We start from the raw sequence: 14,423 nt of genomic DNA, 5'->3' as shown, positions 1-14,423 counted from the left end.
CCCAAGCGCCGATTGAGGCCCCGAAGCCGACCGCAGAACGCGCAGGAAAACAGGCGGGTGGGCGGATCACCGGAATACCCTAGTTTGATGTGTTGTCCCCACGGCTGCTGGGCGGCGCGGCGCCGGCAAAGGCCGCATTGCGCAGCGAAAGGTCGTAAAAAGTATGACAGGCCCGCCCCCGGTGTTTCGAGGCATAAAGCGCAAAATCAGCGTCATCCTGCATTTGCGCAATATCGGGTTCGGCGTAATCCTCACTGAGGACAATGCCGATACTGGCAGAAATCTGGCAGGTGTCTTCGCCAAAGACAATTGGCTTTTCCAACCGTTCGACAAGACGTTCGGATATGCGCGCCAGCCGCTTGCGGTTCATCCGCCCCGACATCAGCAGCACGAATTCATCGCCCCCCACACGCGCGACCGTGTCTTCGGTTCGGGTTTCTTCCACCAGAATGCGCGCCACTTCCTGCAATACGTGATCACCGGCGGCGTGACCCTTGGTGTCATTCACCGCTTTGAAGAAGTCGAGATCCAAATGCACCAGCGCAAACCGCCCGCCGCCAGAGGCCGCGCGCGACAGGACGTGATCCATCGCCCGGCGGTTTTTCAATCCGGTCAATGTATCGGTGAAGGCCTGTTCTTCGGCGGCGATCTTGGCCCCCTGCAACCGCAGGTTCAGCTTGCGAGACGCCTCCATCGCGGCGGACTTTGCCTCGACCAGATAGAGCATTTCAATGGTCAGATCGGTTGCGGCAAAATCAGCACCGGTCAGGGCGTAATCCCCCACCGCATCAACCACCGAGATCCCGAAGGATAGGTTGATCACCGCACCGCCACCAAAATCCGGCGGCGCAACCAGAACGCCGACCAATCCGGTCTGCTGGCCATCGCGAAACCGCAGATTCAGCTTGGTGCCGGCATGGGCCATAAGATCGGCCATCGCCTCGACACTGCGGGGTCGGCGCAGTTCGAATACTTCCAGAAACCGTTGCCCGACCAAGATTTGATCTGGGCGCAATTTCGCCAATGTGGGGCCGACATGGGCAATATGCCCAGCCCGGTCCAGCGTCAGGTGCATCGGACAGAACATATCCAACATGTCGCAATTGGGTCCCATTACTGCCCCTCCGCCCGGGCAACACCCAGCTCAAAACTTCGCCCTTCCGCAAAAGCGGCTTCGATCAGGGTAATTTCAATGACCTCGGCGCCGTGAAACACACCGGTGTGTTCCAGGAACACCAAGGCGCCATAATCATCGGCCATCGCACGCAAAACCCCGACCAACACATGCCCGAAGCCCATCAGATCACCGGAACACAACAGGCTGAACTGGTTTGCCCCGTGATCGCGCAATTCCAGAAGCGGCAGTTCCAGATCCTCGACCGCCAAACGCGCCCTGTCAGGCAGATCATCCAGAGAATGCAGAAAATCCAGGAATGTCACGCCACCAAAGCGCAGCAAGCGCCGTGGCGCTTCGACCTCGGGGTTGGAAATCAGATAGGTTCCGACATCTTCCAATACGGCCTCACGCTCTTTGCCCAGGGCGGCGGCCATTTCATCGACCATGCGATGTGTCAGCGCGCTGTCATAATGCAGCATCGGCTCGAAATCCGAAAAATCGAGATCCAATTGCCGCACGACCTCACCCCAGGCCAACGCACCATAGGTGTCGCGATAAAAACATTGGATCGCGCGATTGATCAGTCCATGCATGACCTGCCTCCTTTGGGCACACCATGGCCGCCTATCGGTTAATGTTCTCCCAACATCTAAAATCCTAGGGAATTACACTGATCCCGCCGAAGGTAATCATTTGGGTCTGGCTGGGTTCGATCCGAATCTCGCCAGAGTTCATCGCAGCAATCAGCGCCGCACTTTGGGCAGAGAGGGCCGCCCCACTGACATCGACAAACAGGCCACCGCCCGTTTCCAGCCCGCCGTTGCGCCGGTACAGGGTTTGAACCTTGACCCCTTCATCCGCAGCGGTGCGTTGCAGCAACACCCCTTCCTGCCCCGGCTTATGCGGGTTCAAATCGTCAAGGATCATGACACATCCGGGCCCCTCCGCATCGGCCAGCGGACAGCTTTCGGTCAGTTGCTGGTGAATATGCGGCTGCAAACTGCGCAGTTCCTCTGCGGTGATCGACTGGCCCTCGGGAAAGACCACGATCTGGTCCAACAATTCTGTCATGTCATTTTCGGTGATCTTGCGTCGATTGCGGTCACGCTCAAACACGAACCTGCTGTCTGTTTCCGTCAACCGCTGCAAGGCCAGGGACAGGTCGCTGGCTGCCGGGTGCGCGCCCGCGTCCGCAAGGGCCTGCAACTCTGCCAGCCCCGCTGCGCCGGCCCGGCCCCAATCATTTTTCATTTCCCAAAGCGCCACATCGTCAACCGTCACTTTGCCAGCCTTGAACCGGCTCACCTGGGATTGGGTCGAGATTGCCGTGTCATTCAAGATCGGCGTCAACCAAAGCGCAGACAGCGCCAGGACCGCCAAAGCCATGAAAAGGTTGGTCTGGCGAATCCGCCCGGCCCAATCGGGCAACAGCACCGACCCCGCATAGGCCAGCGCATACACCAGCAACAAACCGGCGCTGAACGCCGCCGCCACCCGCGCCGGTGTCCATCCATAGGCATCCACCCGCAACCAAACCGCCCAGGCCGCCGCCGCACAGAGCAAAGGCAACAACAGGCACATGATCCGCGCCGCGCCGCGCATCAGCGGCGCGCGCACCATGTCCTCTGGGCTGCGATCAAGCGCCGATGTCACCAATGTGATCGCGGCAATCGCCACCGCCATCAACGTCGCCGCCACAGACAGGCTGCCGAAAAGCTGATCCATGCCGCGCAGGGGCAGCGCAATCAGAAACACCGCCACCACCAGGGTCAACACCGGCAGGATCACCCGAAACAGCCGCAACACCAGAAACGGCGACACATAGTCCCGCAGCTCGTGCATGATCGCCATTGCCAGCCCCAGAAACATCCCCGTCAGCGCAAAAGGCACCGGATCAAGCTCGAGCAGGTCATCAATGACCGTCACCCCGACGATTTCGAACAGCGCATCCGACAGATACACAATCCCCCAGACCACCGCCGTAAACAGCCAGGCCGCCAGATACCGCACCAAAATGGCCCACGCCGTATCAAACAACAGGGCATAGTCCCGCCAGCCCCCCGTTCGTTGCAACGCGGCAGAGACAAAAGGCGTTCCAACGAACAGCAACAGCGCCATCGCGGAGAAGGGCAAACCGCTGTCAAAAAACGGCTCCAACGTGTCAAACCCGGTGGTGTCCCAGGTCATCAACCCGGCGATCAACACCGCCATCACTGCGGCCCCCAACGCCGCCGAAGCCCAACGCAATGGCCCGACAATCCCGAGAAACAGCCCGAAACCGCCCATGACCGCCGTCACGGTGAACAGAAACAGCCGCGGGCGATGGAACATCGTCTCGGCCAATTCGCCGAAAAACCAGGCCGCCAATCCGGCACATGCCCCGACAAGGGCCAGTGTCAGGCGATGCATCGCCACTTCTTTGTCTGATCCGCTCATGTTTCGCCTCCGGGGGGGTCGCCCTTAGATGATCTTTGATGATTTGCGCGCAGTTTGGCGGTCTTTGGCCGCCTTGGCCAGACTACACTCTGGCGCCGGGGGCGGTGCAGCCCGTCATCCCGGAAATCCATCTTCCTGACCGTCTTGCGCCGTGGGCCAAATCCCGGAGATCAGGTTATGTGACAGCAGATCCGCCACCGAAGGATCGCGCACCAAAGGACGGAGCTGACGTGCAAGCGCCGCGCGGCTTGTCGCCTCTCGCTGCATCTCTGTCACGGCTTCTTCTACGGAAATACGACGAAACCGCAGTGATGCGCCGGGCGCGGCCTGGGCCACAATTGGCAGGTCCGGCGGGATCACCGTGCCAATCCGGGGATAGCCGCCGGTGGTCTGACACTCGGCCAACAGCACATAGGGCACGCCATCCCCGGTCATTTGAATATCACCGGGCAAGATCGGTTCGGACAGGATGGTCAGCCCGCTTTTGGCGGCAAACCGCGCCGCGCCCGCGATCAGCGCCACGCCCTGGCGATTGCCGCGCGCATCGCGCAGAAACTGCGTGGTTTCAAACGCAGCCCGCACCTCTGGGTCGAACAAATGACTTTGAAATCCATGCACAAACCGCAGCTCGCCGCCGCCAAACCGCGCCGGATCGGGCAGCACCTGCGCCACCGGCCCGCCGGGATCGTCGCCCAGCGCAAGCGTATCACCCGCCGCAATTGGCCGGCCCAGCCCGGCAATCAAATGCGTCGCACGCGCGCCCATCACGGTCGGCGTGACAAGACCACCGCCAACCGAAAGATAGCTGTAGACCCCAACGCCCAATGGCCGCAGCGTCAAACAGCCCCCCGGCGCAAGCATATGACTCGCGTTCCAGACCAGCCGCTGACCGTCGGCATCCGCCGCCATCGGCGCGCCGGTCAGGGCAATGCGGGCGGGACGGTCAACAGAAAACACCCCGCCCCCCGCCGCCATCTCAAGTGCGGCTCCCGGCGCGCCCAAAAGCGCCTCTGCCTCTGCCAGTGCAAGCCGATCGGCCGCCCCACCACGCGCCAACCCCTGCGCCAACCAGCCGGGGCGGCCCAAATCCTGGACCGTCAGCCCCGGCCCGGCCTGATGCACCAAAAGCTGTCCGGTGGAATGGCGGCTCATGGGATGGCCTCGACGCTGGCACCGGCCATGCCGCTGCTGTCAGCTGCAATATGTGCGGCCAGTTCCGCCTCGGACACCGGCAAAAAGCTCACCTGATCGCCGGCCCGCAAGGCCATCGGCGGCGAGGCATCGGGCTGAAACGTGCGAAATCCACATTGGCCGACATGGCGCCACCCGGTTGGCGCCGGATTGGTAAAGATGATCAGCTGACGCACCGCGACCACAATTGCCCCCTGCGGCACCTGAGGTGTCAGGGCGGTCTGGCGTGCAATGTCCCAATTGTCCGGCAACATCCCGAGATAGGGCTGGCCCGGTGCAAACCCGAGCGTCAGAACCTCTATCGGTGCAGAGCAAAAGGCGGCAATCGCCCCCGCCTCATCCGCCCCGGCCAGCGCCGCAGCTTCTGCCAGTTGCGGGCCGGCGGCCCCGCCAAACACCGCGGGAATTCGCCAATGGCGCCCGCCCGTGTTCGGCACCGCGCCCCAATCCCGCTCCGCCAGCAAGCGGTCTATCAGTAACCGGATCTCTGCATGGCTGATCCGCAGCGGATCAAAGGACACCATCGTCGAGGTCAACGAAACGGTGGTCTCTTCAACCCCATTCCAGCCCGCCGCATCCACCGCCGCCCGAAACGCGCGCGCCGCGCGGTTGGCGCCCCCCTGCGGCGTATCGCCAAAGGTGACCAGCATCGCCGTCACCCCCATCGTTGCCACTCTGGGATAGCCTTGCGCGTTTTCCATCTCTCAACCCTGCGTCAGCCGCCGCCGCCCTGCAACCGGAATACACCGCCATGGCCGCCACAGACCGCCGCCACGCCAGCCAATCAGACCACCCGGCATGTGTCTGGGTCCAGACATCCGAATGTCCCTTCCCCCGGGTCCGGGGGAAGGTCAGGTTGGGGGTCCGTTCGCCCTGTCCGCCAACAGGCGGGCAGATGTTAATGGCGCGATTGCGGACGGAAAACCACCAATTACAGCTGTTCCATCACCTCGTCAGACGCATCAAAGTTGGCGGTGACACGCTGCACGTCGTCATCGTCTTCCAACGCATCAATCAGGCGCATCAACTTCTGCATCCCATCCAGATCCAGCTCGGTTGTGGTGGTGGGTTTCCAGATAAGCTTGGTCGAATCCGATTCGCCCAGCTCGGCCTCAAGCGCGGTGGCCACGTCATTGAGGTCGGTATCGGCGCAATACACCACATGACCATCCTCGGAACTTTCGACATCCTCGGCCCCGGCTTCGATCGCGGCCATCATGACCGTATCGTTGTCGCCGACCGACGCGGGATAGATCACCTCGCCCTTGCGCTCGAACATGAAACCGACAGAACCGGTCTCGCCCAGATTGCCGCCCGCCTTGGTAAAGGTCGACCGCACAGTCGACGCGGTGCGGTTGCGGTTGTCGGTCATTGCCTCGACAATCACGGCAACGCCGCCGGGGCCATAACCCTCATAGCGAATTTCTTCGTATTCATCGCCTTCTGCCGCTTGCGATTTCTTGATCGCGCGGTCGATCACATCCTTTGGCACGGATTGCGATTTGGCTTCCTTGACCGCCAACCGCAGGCGCGGGTTCTTGTCCGGGTCAGGATCGCCCATCTTGGCGGCGACGGTGATTTCTTTTGACAATTTCGAAAACAATTTCGAACGGGCCGCATCCTGGCGACCCTTGCGGTGTTGGATATTTGCCCATTTTGAATGGCCGGCCATGGCTGCCTCATATAATATCTGCTGATCAGGCATGTCTATAATCCAGCACAGCCTCTGTTCGCAAGCCGGTTGCGGTTGGCGCGGGGAAAGGGTCAAGTGGCGACAGGAGGCCACGCCATGACCACGGACCAGATCATTCTCTTTTCGCTCTTCGGGGCTGTCTTCGGATTCTTGCTCTGGGGGCGGTTTCGTTATGACATCGTCGCCTTTTCCGCCCTGCTTCTGGGCGTGGTGTTTGGCGTGGTCGAAACCAAACATGCCTTTGACGGCTTTGGCCATCCCGCGACCTTGATCGTGGCGCTGGTGCTGGTGGTCTCGGCCGGGTTGGTGCGGTCGGGTGCAGTGTTGCTGATCACCCGCACGCTGGTGGATCAGAGCCGGGCGCTTGGCGCGCATATCGCCATCATGGGCGGGGTTGGTGCGGTGCTGTCGGGATTCATGAACAATGTCGCGGCCCTGGCGCTGTTGATGCCGGTCGATATTCAGACCGCCCGCAAGGCCGGGCGCAGTCCGGCGCAATCGCTGATGCCGCTCAGCTTTGCCACCATCCTTGGCGGCATGGTCACCTTGATCGGCACCCCGCCGAATATCATCATCGCCTCGATCCGGGGCGAGACCCTGGGCACACCTTTTGCAATGTTCGATTTTGCCCCGGTCGGTGGCGTGGCGGCGCTGGCGGGATTGTTGTTCGTGGCGTTGATCGGTTGGCGGTTAATCCCGCTGCGCGAAGACGCCCTGAGCAAGGCCGGCGAGCTGGAGCCCTACATTGCGGAATTGACCGCGCCGGCGGACAACAAGATTGTCGGCCAGCGTGTGCGCGAGCTGCGTGAGGTTGCCGACAAATCCGATGTGGCCATTGTCGGGCTGATTCGCGATGGCAAGCGGCGCTATGGCTCGGTTTTGAACACCCTGATCGAAGCCGGGGATGCGCTGGTGCTGGAGGCGACACCAGATGCGCTGGACGAATTCCGCTCGACCCTTGATCTGGCCTTTTCCGACGAGAAGCGAGAGGAGCTGCTGAAGGCGGATTCCGAAGGGCTGACCCTGATTGAAGTGGTCGTCCCCGACACCTCTCGCCTTGTGGGCAAGACCGTGCAATCCGTTGGTCTGGTCTGGCGGCACCGGACCATTTTGATGGGGATTTCGCGCAAGGGCCGCCGGATTACCAAACAGATGCAGCGCACGGAAATCGAACCAGGGGATATTCTGTTGCTGCTCGCCCCGCGTGAAAGCGGGCCTACGGTTGTGGAATGGCTGGGCGTCTTGCCGCTAGCGGACCGGGGTTTGGCGGTGACCGAAAATTCCAAGACCTGGATGGCAATCGGATTGTTTGCCGGCGCAGTGGCCGCGGCCAGTTTCGGCCTGATCTATCTGCCGGTGGCGCTGGGGCTGGTGGTTGTGGCCTATGTGTTGTTGAAAATCCTGCCCCTGGCCGAGCTTTATGATCATATCGAATGGCCGGTTGTGGTGCTTTTGGGGTCGATGATCCCGCTTGGCGCCGCGCTGGAGACATCCGGCGGCACCGAATTGATTGCCGGGGCTTTGGTTGGCTTTACCGAGGGCTGGCCGGTTTGGGCGGTGCTGACCGTCCTGATGGTGGTGACCATGACGCTGTCGGATGTGTTGAACAACACCGCAACCGCAATTGTCGCAGCCCCGGTCGGCATCCAGATGGCGCAGAGTTTGAATGTGTCGCCCGATCCGTTTTTGATGTGCGTGGCGGTGGCGGCCTCGGCGGCGTTCCTGACCCCGATCGGCCACAAGAACAACACGCTGATCCTTGGCCCCGGGGGCTATCGCTTTGGCGATTACTGGCGCATGGGATTGCCGTTGGAGATTTTGGTGATCGCGGTGTCGGTACCGGCAATATTGCTGTTCTGGCCGCTGTGAGATCCGCGATGAAGAAGGGGGCCAGCCCCCGTCCCTGCGGGACTCCCCCGGGATATTTGTGAACAGAAGAAGACGAAGACGACACCGCGGACTTTTGCTTTGTGGGGTCGCCGATTAAGAGGCTGGCATGGGACATTTTCTGATCTTACAATTGCGGCCCGAGGCGGATGCTTCGGACGCGGAATATGCGGCAATCCGCGACAAGGCGGGTTTGGCAGAGGCGCAGTGCCATCGCATTCGGCTGGATTGCGAAGATCTGCCAAGCGATCTGGACCCGCGCGATTTTTCCGGGGTGATTGTCGGGGGTGGGCCCGGGTGTGTGTCGGACGCACCGGACAAGAAGTCGCCGGTTGAGGCGCGGATCGAGGCTGCGGTCTTGTCTTTGATGCCTGCAATTTCGGATCATGATCATCCGTTTATGGGGTGTTGTTATGGCATCGGCATATTGGGCGCACATTTGGGCGGGGATGTTTCCAAGGCGCGGTATGGCGAAGCGGTGGGGCCGACCCTGTGCCAACTGACCGAGGATGGGCGGCAAGATCCGTTATTGGACGGATTGCCGGAGACATTTGAGGCCTTTGTCGGCCACAAGGAGGCGCTGCAATCGCTGCCGCAGGGCTGTGTGCATCTGCTGGCCTCTGCCCCCTGCCCGTTCCAGATGGTGCGGTATGGCCAGAACGTCTATGCCACGCAGTTTCATCCCGAGGCCGATGGCCAGGTTTTTGAAGATCGCATTCGCGTTTACCGCAACCATGGCTATTTCCCGCCAGACACCGCAGAGGATCTGATTGCGATGTGCCATGCGGCGGATGTCACCCAGCCTGAGGTTATTCTGCGCCGATTTGTTCAGCGCTATGGATGAAGCGGCCACAGGAACGGGATCATGAAGCTGGCCAGCAGGCCGATGGAGAGGTTGAGCGGGATGCCGACCTTTAGGAAGTCGGTGAAGCGATAGCCGCCGGGGCCATAGACCAGCATGTTGGTTTGATAGCCGATCGGGGTGGCAAAGCTGGCCGACGCCGCGACCATGACAGCCACCACCAGCGGCCGGGGATCGACGCCCAGCGCCCCTGCCAGACCGATGGCAATCGGCGTGACCACCACCGCCACCGCGTTGTTGCTGACCATCTCGGTCAGGATCGAGGTCAGCAGGTAGATGGCCCAGATAATCAGCGGGGCCGGCAACAGCCCGATATAGGGTGCGACGCCATCGACAATCAGCGCCACCGCGCCGGAATGTTCCAACGCCGCGCCAATCGCCAGCATCGCAAAGATCAAAGACAACAGGCGACCATCGACGAAGGAAAACGCCTCATCCGCGTCGATACAGCGCGTCAGCAACACCACGGCAACGGCTGCAAAACTCAGCAGGAAGATCGGGGCCATTCCAAAGGCCGCCAGACCGACGATGCCGAACAGCGCCACAAAGGCCACCGGGGCATGGCCACGCCGATAGGCCCGCGCCGAGGGTTGGGTGACATCCACCAGATCCATCTCGGTTGCCAGACGTTTGATGTCGTCCGCGGCGCCCTCCAGCAGCAGGGTATCCCCCACCCGCACCACCAATTCATCCAGCTGGCGCCCGATATTCTGGTTCCGACGATGCACAGCCAGCGGATAAACCCCGAACCGCCGCCGCAGCCGCATCGACCCCATCGACCGGCCGACCATCTTGCAGCCCGGTGTGATTAGCACCTCGACCGTGGTGGTTTCCACGGCAGAGACCTGATCCACGCGTTTCAGGGATTTATCGCGCTGCAAGGACAGAAGTTCGGTCATCTGGGTGCGCAGAACCACCCGGTCACCGACTTGCAGCTGCACGTTTTTCAGGTCGCGCCGCAACGACAGGTCGCCGCGCACCACGTCAATCAACCGCACACCATCGCGTTTGAACAATTGCACCCCGGTCACTTCGCGACCGATCAGGTTGCTTTCCGGCGGGATCACGGCCTCGGTAAAGAATTTCATCCGGCTTTTGTCGCTCAGCAGATCGGCCATGCTGTCACGATCCGGCAAGAGATAGGGGCCAACAAACCGAAGGTAGATCATCCCCCAGGCGACCAGAACCACCGCCAGCGGCGTCACTTCGAATATGGTAAACGGGGCCTGGCCCAGCGACCGCGACACACCGTCAACCAACAGGTTGGTCGATGTGCCGATCAGCGTCAACGTGCCGCCAAGGATCGCGCCATAGCTGAGCGGGATCAAAAGCTTGGAGGCATTGACCCCCAGCGTGCGCGACAATTGCACAAAGACCGGGATCATCACTACGACAACCGGGGTGTTCGACACCACCGCCGAGGCCAGCACCACAAAGGCCATCATCATGGCAATCGCCAGTTTCGGGTTTGATTGGGCCTGACGGTCGGCCATTTTGGTAAAGCTGTCCAAGGCGCCGGTGCGCACCAGCGCGCCCATGACAATGAACATCGCCGCGATGGTCCAGGGCGCGGGGTTCGACAGAACCTCCAGCCCTTTGTCATAGGGCAAGACCCCCGTAACCATCAAAAAGGCCGCGCCGGACAGGGCGACAACCTCGGTCGGATACACCTCTCGGACGAACAGAACGAACATCACGAGAACAACGCCCAATGTCGCCATGGCTTCGGAGGTTGGTGACAATTCCAGAATGCTGAACATATCGGCCCTTTTCAACGCGCCCAGCGCATAGTCTTACCCCTTGCATCCGCAGGAGCAAGGGCCGCGTTACTTGCCGAAAATCAAACGGTCGGGCCGGATTGTTGCAGACGCCCGCCCTGACGCACCATATGAACCGCCGTCGCCGCGCCGTTGCGGTCATCGGTTTCGACCATCAGCCCGCTGAGCGTCGCCTCTTCGCTGGCAGGGGTGAACCGGCCTTTGGGCATACCGGTGATGAAACGGCGCATTGGCTCGGCTTTGTCCATGCCAATAACCGAATTATAGTCACCACACATGCCCGCATCCGATTGAAACGCAGTGCCGCCGGGCAGGATCTGGGCATCCCCGGTGGGCACATGGGTGTGGGTGCCGACAACCACGCTGGCGCGGCCATCACAGAAATGGCCCATGCCCATTTTTTCGCTGGTGGCTTCGCAATGCATGTCAATCAGGCTGGCCTGGACCTGGCCGCCGCGCGGGTGGCTGCGTAAAATTGCATCAACCGCTGAAAAAGGATCATCAAATGGGCGTTTCATGAACACCTGGCCCAGGGCCTGAGCCACCAGAATACGACGCCCCCGACCGGCATCAAAGATTGCCGCACCGCGCCCCGGCGCATCCTTGGCAAAATTCATCGGGCGCAGAACGCGGGGCTCGCTTTCGATGAACTGCAGCATGTCGCGTTGATCAAACGCATGATCGCCCAGGGTGACGCAATCGGCGCCCGCATCAAGCAGAAGTTTGGCGTGATCACCGGTCAACCCCATGCCGTTGCTGGCATTTTCGCCGTTCACCACCACAAAGTCGAGCTTCCAATCGGCCCGAAGCCCGGCAAGACGGTCACTGACCGCTTTGCGGCCCGCACGGCCCATCACATCACCAAGAAAGAGTATACGCATATCGTTTGGGTAGGGTCACAAACACAGAACGGCAAGAGAAGAATACGAAATTCTGGCCAGCAAATCCGCCAAATCCATACTTATAATTGAGTTGACGGTGCAATTCACAACCCTGATTGTGTCTGGCATTGTCCGTTCATTGCGACCGCAACCGAGAGATTTTGCATGTTGACCCCTTTTGACATCTGGGCGCCGATGATCCGCGCGCCATTTTCCGGCGATGTGACCCAGGAAATTACCCCGCGAATCCTGTCCCCTGACATCAAGGGCGTGCCGGAAATCGAACATAAGGTGCAGGTCGAAGTGGCCAGCTATGGCAAGCAGTTGGGCAAGATCCTGGAGGCGCTGCAAACCCTGTCCGAGGCCACAGGCACGCCCCTGCCAGAGATCGACGCAATGGTGCAGCAGATCGAAGCGGTCAAATCCGACAGCAAGGCCGCATTGCGCGCCGACGCCGAAGCGGCGCTGGAACGGTTGCGCGCGGCAGATGAACCGGCGTGGCGGGAGCTGCGCAAAGGTTAGACGCCGGGTGTGATCACGGCCTTTTCGGTCACAATCACATCCAGTGGCTGATCGGTGGGCTCCAACGGCAGGTCCGGGTCTTCTTGTGCCGCATAGGCAAAGCCAATTGCCAGTGTCGGGCGCGCCGCACGCAACATTTCCAGCGTGCGGTCATAAAACCCGCCGCCATAGCCCAACCGGCCACCGCTGCGCGAAAAGGCCACCAGTGGCACAATCACGATTTCCGGTTCAATAAAGTCCAGCACCGCAGGCACAGACGCGCCGAACGGGCCATCAACCATGGCACATCCCGGTTCCCACCGGGCAAATTTCAACGGTGCGCCCTTGGTCTCGATCACCGGCACACAGACCGGGCCATGTGCCGCAGCCTCTTCCATCGCGGGCAGTGGATCAATCTCGGTGCGCATCGCCATGTAGCCCGAAAGCGGCACGCCACGATATCCCGCCAGCAACGAGGACAAGACCCCGGCGCGGCCCGGCCCGGCGGCCTCATGGGCCAGCTGACGCCGGGCGAAACCCGCCTGTCGTGCGGCGCGTTTGCGGGCGGCCAGATCGGTCACAACAACACCACAACCGCCAACCCAAGAAAGGCAAAGAAGCCGACAATATCGGTCACCGTGGTCACAAAGGCGCCCGAGGCCAGCGCCGGATCGACCCCGACCTTGTCCAGCACCACCGGAATCACCGTGCCCGCCAACCCGGCGATCACCATGTTGATCACCATCGCCGCGGCAATCACATAGCCCAGCGCCGGCGAGCCGAACCAGACCATGCCGACAATCGCCATCACGACGGCAAAAATCACCCCATTGACCAGACCAACAAGGACTTCGCGTCGGATCACCCGCCAGACGTTGGCGCCGGTCAGGTCCTTGGTGGCAATCGCGCGCACCGCCACGGTCAGCGACTGCGTGCCCGCATTGCCGCCCATCGAGGCCACAATCGGCATCAGAACCGCCAGCGCCACCAATTCGGCAATTGCGCCTTCGAACAGCGCAATCACCAGCGACGCCATCACCGCCGTCAACAGGTTGACCGCCAGCCACGGCAGGCGCTGCTTGGTGGTTTCAACAACCTTGTCCGAAAGCGAGCCTTCGCCAACCCCCGCCAGACGCATGATGTCTTCTTCGTGTTCTTCGTCCAGAACCGCCATCGCGTCGTCAATGGTGATCACGCCGACCAAACGGCCCTCTTCATCCACCACGGGTGCAGAAATCAGGTGATATTGGTTAAAGGCATAGGCCACATCACCCTCGACCTGGGTGGCGGGAATGACGCGAAACACCTCTTCTGTCAGATCCACCAGCGGCACATTGCGGCGCGCGCCCATCAGTTTGCCAAGCGTGATATTGCCAATCGGGTGCATCCGCGGATCAACCAGCACAACATGATAAAATTGTTCCGGCAGATCAGTGCTGCTGCGCAGGAAATCTATGGCATCGCCCACGGTCCAATGTTCCGGCGCGCGCACCACTTCGCGCTGCATCAAACGGCCTGCGGAATATTCCGGGTAGGCCATGGATTGTTCGACCGCCGCCCGGTCCGGTTCTTCCAGCGCGCCCAGAATCGCCGCCTGTTGCGGTTCTTCCAGATCCTCGATCAGATCGACCACATCGTCGCTGTCCAGCTCGCGCACAGCATCGGCCAGAACCTCGGGGTTGAGGACCGAAATCACTTCTTCCCGAATGCTTTCGTCCAGCTCGGACAGGATTTCGCCGTCGAATTCCTTGTCATAGAGCCGGATCAGCCGCGCACGATCAAACGGATTGACCTGTTCCAGAAGGTCGGCGATGTCGGCGGCGTGCAACGGTTCCATCGCCGCGACCAGCGCCTCGCGGTTTCCGGTTTCAACCGCATAGAGAATCGCCATGACCGCCTTGCGTTCCAGCACATAGGCATTTTCGGCGTCTTCCGCCTCGTCGTGGATGGGCAGGTCTTCACTCTGGTCTTGCATGATTTTTCTTTTGCCCCGCAGGCTCGATTTTAGAGAAACATACGATAGTGTCGGAAAAAGAAACAGTGGTCTCACAGGAATTGTCGTGCAGACATCGGCAAG

The 14,423-nt window shown here is 61.0% G+C and carries 13 protein-coding genes; 3 read left to right on the top strand and 10 right to left on the bottom strand.

Annotated features, from left to right (window positions below; all coding sequences use genetic code 11):
* Positions 1–79 precede the first annotated feature (79 nt).
* From Q4577_RS01895 to Q4577_RS01870, 6 genes are all read right to left on the bottom strand, one after another.
* A complete protein-coding gene (locus Q4577_RS01895) occupies positions 80–1,114 on the bottom strand; it encodes a diguanylate cyclase (protein ID WP_303466792.1) in 1,035 nt (344 codons plus the stop codon).
* Positions 1,114–1,710 carry a heme NO-binding domain-containing protein gene (locus Q4577_RS01890; RefSeq protein WP_244686198.1) on the bottom strand — a complete coding sequence of 199 codons (597 nt, stop codon included), beginning with the start codon at positions 1,708–1,710 and terminating at the stop codon, positions 1,114–1,116. The genes Q4577_RS01895 and Q4577_RS01890 overlap by 1 nt, the downstream gene beginning before the upstream one ends.
* Positions 1,711–1,774: 64 nt before the next feature.
* Positions 1,775–3,553: a DUF4153 domain-containing protein gene (locus tag Q4577_RS01885; RefSeq protein ID WP_303466795.1), complete on the bottom strand. Its 1,779-nt coding sequence runs from the start codon at positions 3,551–3,553 to the stop codon at positions 1,775–1,777.
* Positions 3,554–3,667: 114 nt separating this feature from the next.
* On the bottom strand, positions 3,668–4,705 hold the full coding sequence (locus tag Q4577_RS01880; protein ID WP_303466796.1) for a biotin-dependent carboxyltransferase family protein: 1,038 nt from the start codon (positions 4,703–4,705) through the stop codon (positions 3,668–3,670).
* Entirely contained in the window at positions 4,702–5,445 is a 744-nt protein-coding gene (locus Q4577_RS01875; RefSeq protein ID WP_303466797.1) for an allophanate hydrolase subunit 1, read from the bottom strand. The genes Q4577_RS01880 and Q4577_RS01875 overlap by 4 nt, the downstream gene beginning before the upstream one ends.
* 230 nt (positions 5,446–5,675) lie before the next feature.
* Positions 5,676–6,416 carry a YebC/PmpR family DNA-binding transcriptional regulator gene (locus Q4577_RS01870; RefSeq protein ID WP_303466798.1) on the bottom strand — a complete coding sequence of 247 codons (741 nt, stop codon included), beginning with the start codon at positions 6,414–6,416 and terminating at the stop codon, positions 5,676–5,678.
* Positions 6,417–6,533: 117 nt separating this feature from the next.
* On the opposite strand from Q4577_RS01870, the gene Q4577_RS01865 reads away from it, so the two are divergent.
* Together Q4577_RS01865 and Q4577_RS01860 are read left to right on the top strand one after the other, a co-directional pair.
* Positions 6,534–8,306 (top strand): SLC13 family permease, encoded by a 1,773-nt coding sequence (locus Q4577_RS01865; RefSeq protein ID WP_303466800.1) that lies wholly within the window; start codon positions 6,534–6,536, stop codon positions 8,304–8,306.
* 127 nt (positions 8,307–8,433) lie between these two features.
* The gene (locus Q4577_RS01860) at positions 8,434–9,168 is read left to right on the top strand and encodes a glutamine amidotransferase (protein ID WP_303466801.1); all 735 of its coding nucleotides are present in this window, start codon (positions 8,434–8,436) and stop codon (positions 9,166–9,168) included.
* Here the strand turns inward: Q4577_RS01860 and Q4577_RS01855 are convergent.
* Both Q4577_RS01855 and Q4577_RS01850 read right to left on the bottom strand, forming a co-directional pair.
* Complete coding sequence (locus Q4577_RS01855; protein ID WP_303466802.1) at positions 9,159–10,946, bottom strand: SLC13 family permease; 1,788 nt, start codon at positions 10,944–10,946, stop codon at positions 9,159–9,161. The genes Q4577_RS01860 and Q4577_RS01855 overlap by 10 nt on opposite strands.
* 80 nt (positions 10,947–11,026) lie before the next feature.
* A complete protein-coding gene (locus Q4577_RS01850; RefSeq protein WP_244686180.1) occupies positions 11,027–11,845 on the bottom strand; it encodes a TIGR00282 family metallophosphoesterase in 819 nt (272 codons plus the stop codon).
* Between the two features lie 165 nt (positions 11,846–12,010).
* Here Q4577_RS01850 and Q4577_RS01845 point away from each other — a divergent pair, with 165 nt between their 5' ends.
* Positions 12,011–12,367 (top strand): hypothetical protein, encoded by a 357-nt coding sequence (locus tag Q4577_RS01845; RefSeq protein WP_303466803.1) that lies wholly within the window; start codon positions 12,011–12,013, stop codon positions 12,365–12,367.
* On the opposite strand, the gene Q4577_RS01840 is transcribed toward Q4577_RS01845, so the two are convergent.
* Positions 12,364–12,927 carry a 5-formyltetrahydrofolate cyclo-ligase gene (locus tag Q4577_RS01840; RefSeq protein WP_303466804.1) on the bottom strand — a complete coding sequence of 188 codons (564 nt, stop codon included), beginning with the start codon at positions 12,925–12,927 and terminating at the stop codon, positions 12,364–12,366. The two genes, Q4577_RS01845 and Q4577_RS01840, sit on opposite strands and share 4 nt — an antisense overlap.
* Positions 12,924–14,321, bottom strand: coding sequence for a magnesium transporter (mgtE, locus tag Q4577_RS01835; protein WP_244686173.1), 1,398 nt, complete (start codon positions 14,319–14,321; stop codon positions 12,924–12,926). The genes Q4577_RS01840 and mgtE overlap by 4 nt, the downstream gene beginning before the upstream one ends.
* Positions 14,322–14,423: the final 102 nt, after the last annotated feature.

The sequence above is a fragment of the Marinovum sp. 2_MG-2023 genome (genome assembly GCF_030548265.1).
Classification (GTDB): domain Bacteria; phylum Pseudomonadota; class Alphaproteobacteria; order Rhodobacterales; family Rhodobacteraceae; genus Marinovum.
This window is presented reverse-complemented; position numbering and strand designations above follow the sequence as displayed.

Bases quoted from the DNA above. Each gene is read 5' to 3' on its own strand.
- Q4577_RS01895 (WP_303466792.1), bottom strand. From the start codon at position 1,114: ATGGGACCCAATTGCGACATGTTGGATATGTTCTGTCCGATGCACCTG.
- Q4577_RS01890 (WP_244686198.1), bottom strand. From the start codon at position 1,710: ATGCATGGACTGATCAATCGCGCGATCCAATGTTTTTATCGCGACACC.
- Q4577_RS01885 (WP_303466795.1), bottom strand. From the start codon at position 3,553: ATGAGCGGATCAGACAAAGAAGTGGCGATGCATCGCCTGACACTGGCC.
- Q4577_RS01880 (WP_303466796.1), bottom strand. From the start codon at position 4,705: ATGAGCCGCCATTCCACCGGACAGCTTTTGGTGCATCAGGCCGGGCCG.
- Q4577_RS01875 (WP_303466797.1), bottom strand. From the start codon at position 5,445: ATGGAAAACGCGCAAGGCTATCCCAGAGTGGCAACGATGGGGGTGACG.
- Q4577_RS01870 (WP_303466798.1), bottom strand. From the start codon at position 6,416: ATGGCCGGCCATTCAAAATGGGCAAATATCCAACACCGCAAGGGTCGC.
- Q4577_RS01865 (WP_303466800.1), top strand. From the start codon at position 6,534: ATGACCACGGACCAGATCATTCTCTTTTCGCTCTTCGGGGCTGTCTTC.
- Q4577_RS01860 (WP_303466801.1), top strand. From the start codon at position 8,434: ATGGGACATTTTCTGATCTTACAATTGCGGCCCGAGGCGGATGCTTCG.
- Q4577_RS01855 (WP_303466802.1), bottom strand. From the start codon at position 10,946: ATGTTCAGCATTCTGGAATTGTCACCAACCTCCGAAGCCATGGCGACA.
- Q4577_RS01850 (WP_244686180.1), bottom strand. From the start codon at position 11,845: ATGCGTATACTCTTTCTTGGTGATGTGATGGGCCGTGCGGGCCGCAAA.
- Q4577_RS01845 (WP_303466803.1), top strand. From the start codon at position 12,011: ATGTTGACCCCTTTTGACATCTGGGCGCCGATGATCCGCGCGCCATTT.
- mgtE (WP_244686173.1), bottom strand. From the start codon at position 14,321: ATGCAAGACCAGAGTGAAGACCTGCCCATCCACGACGAGGCGGAAGAC.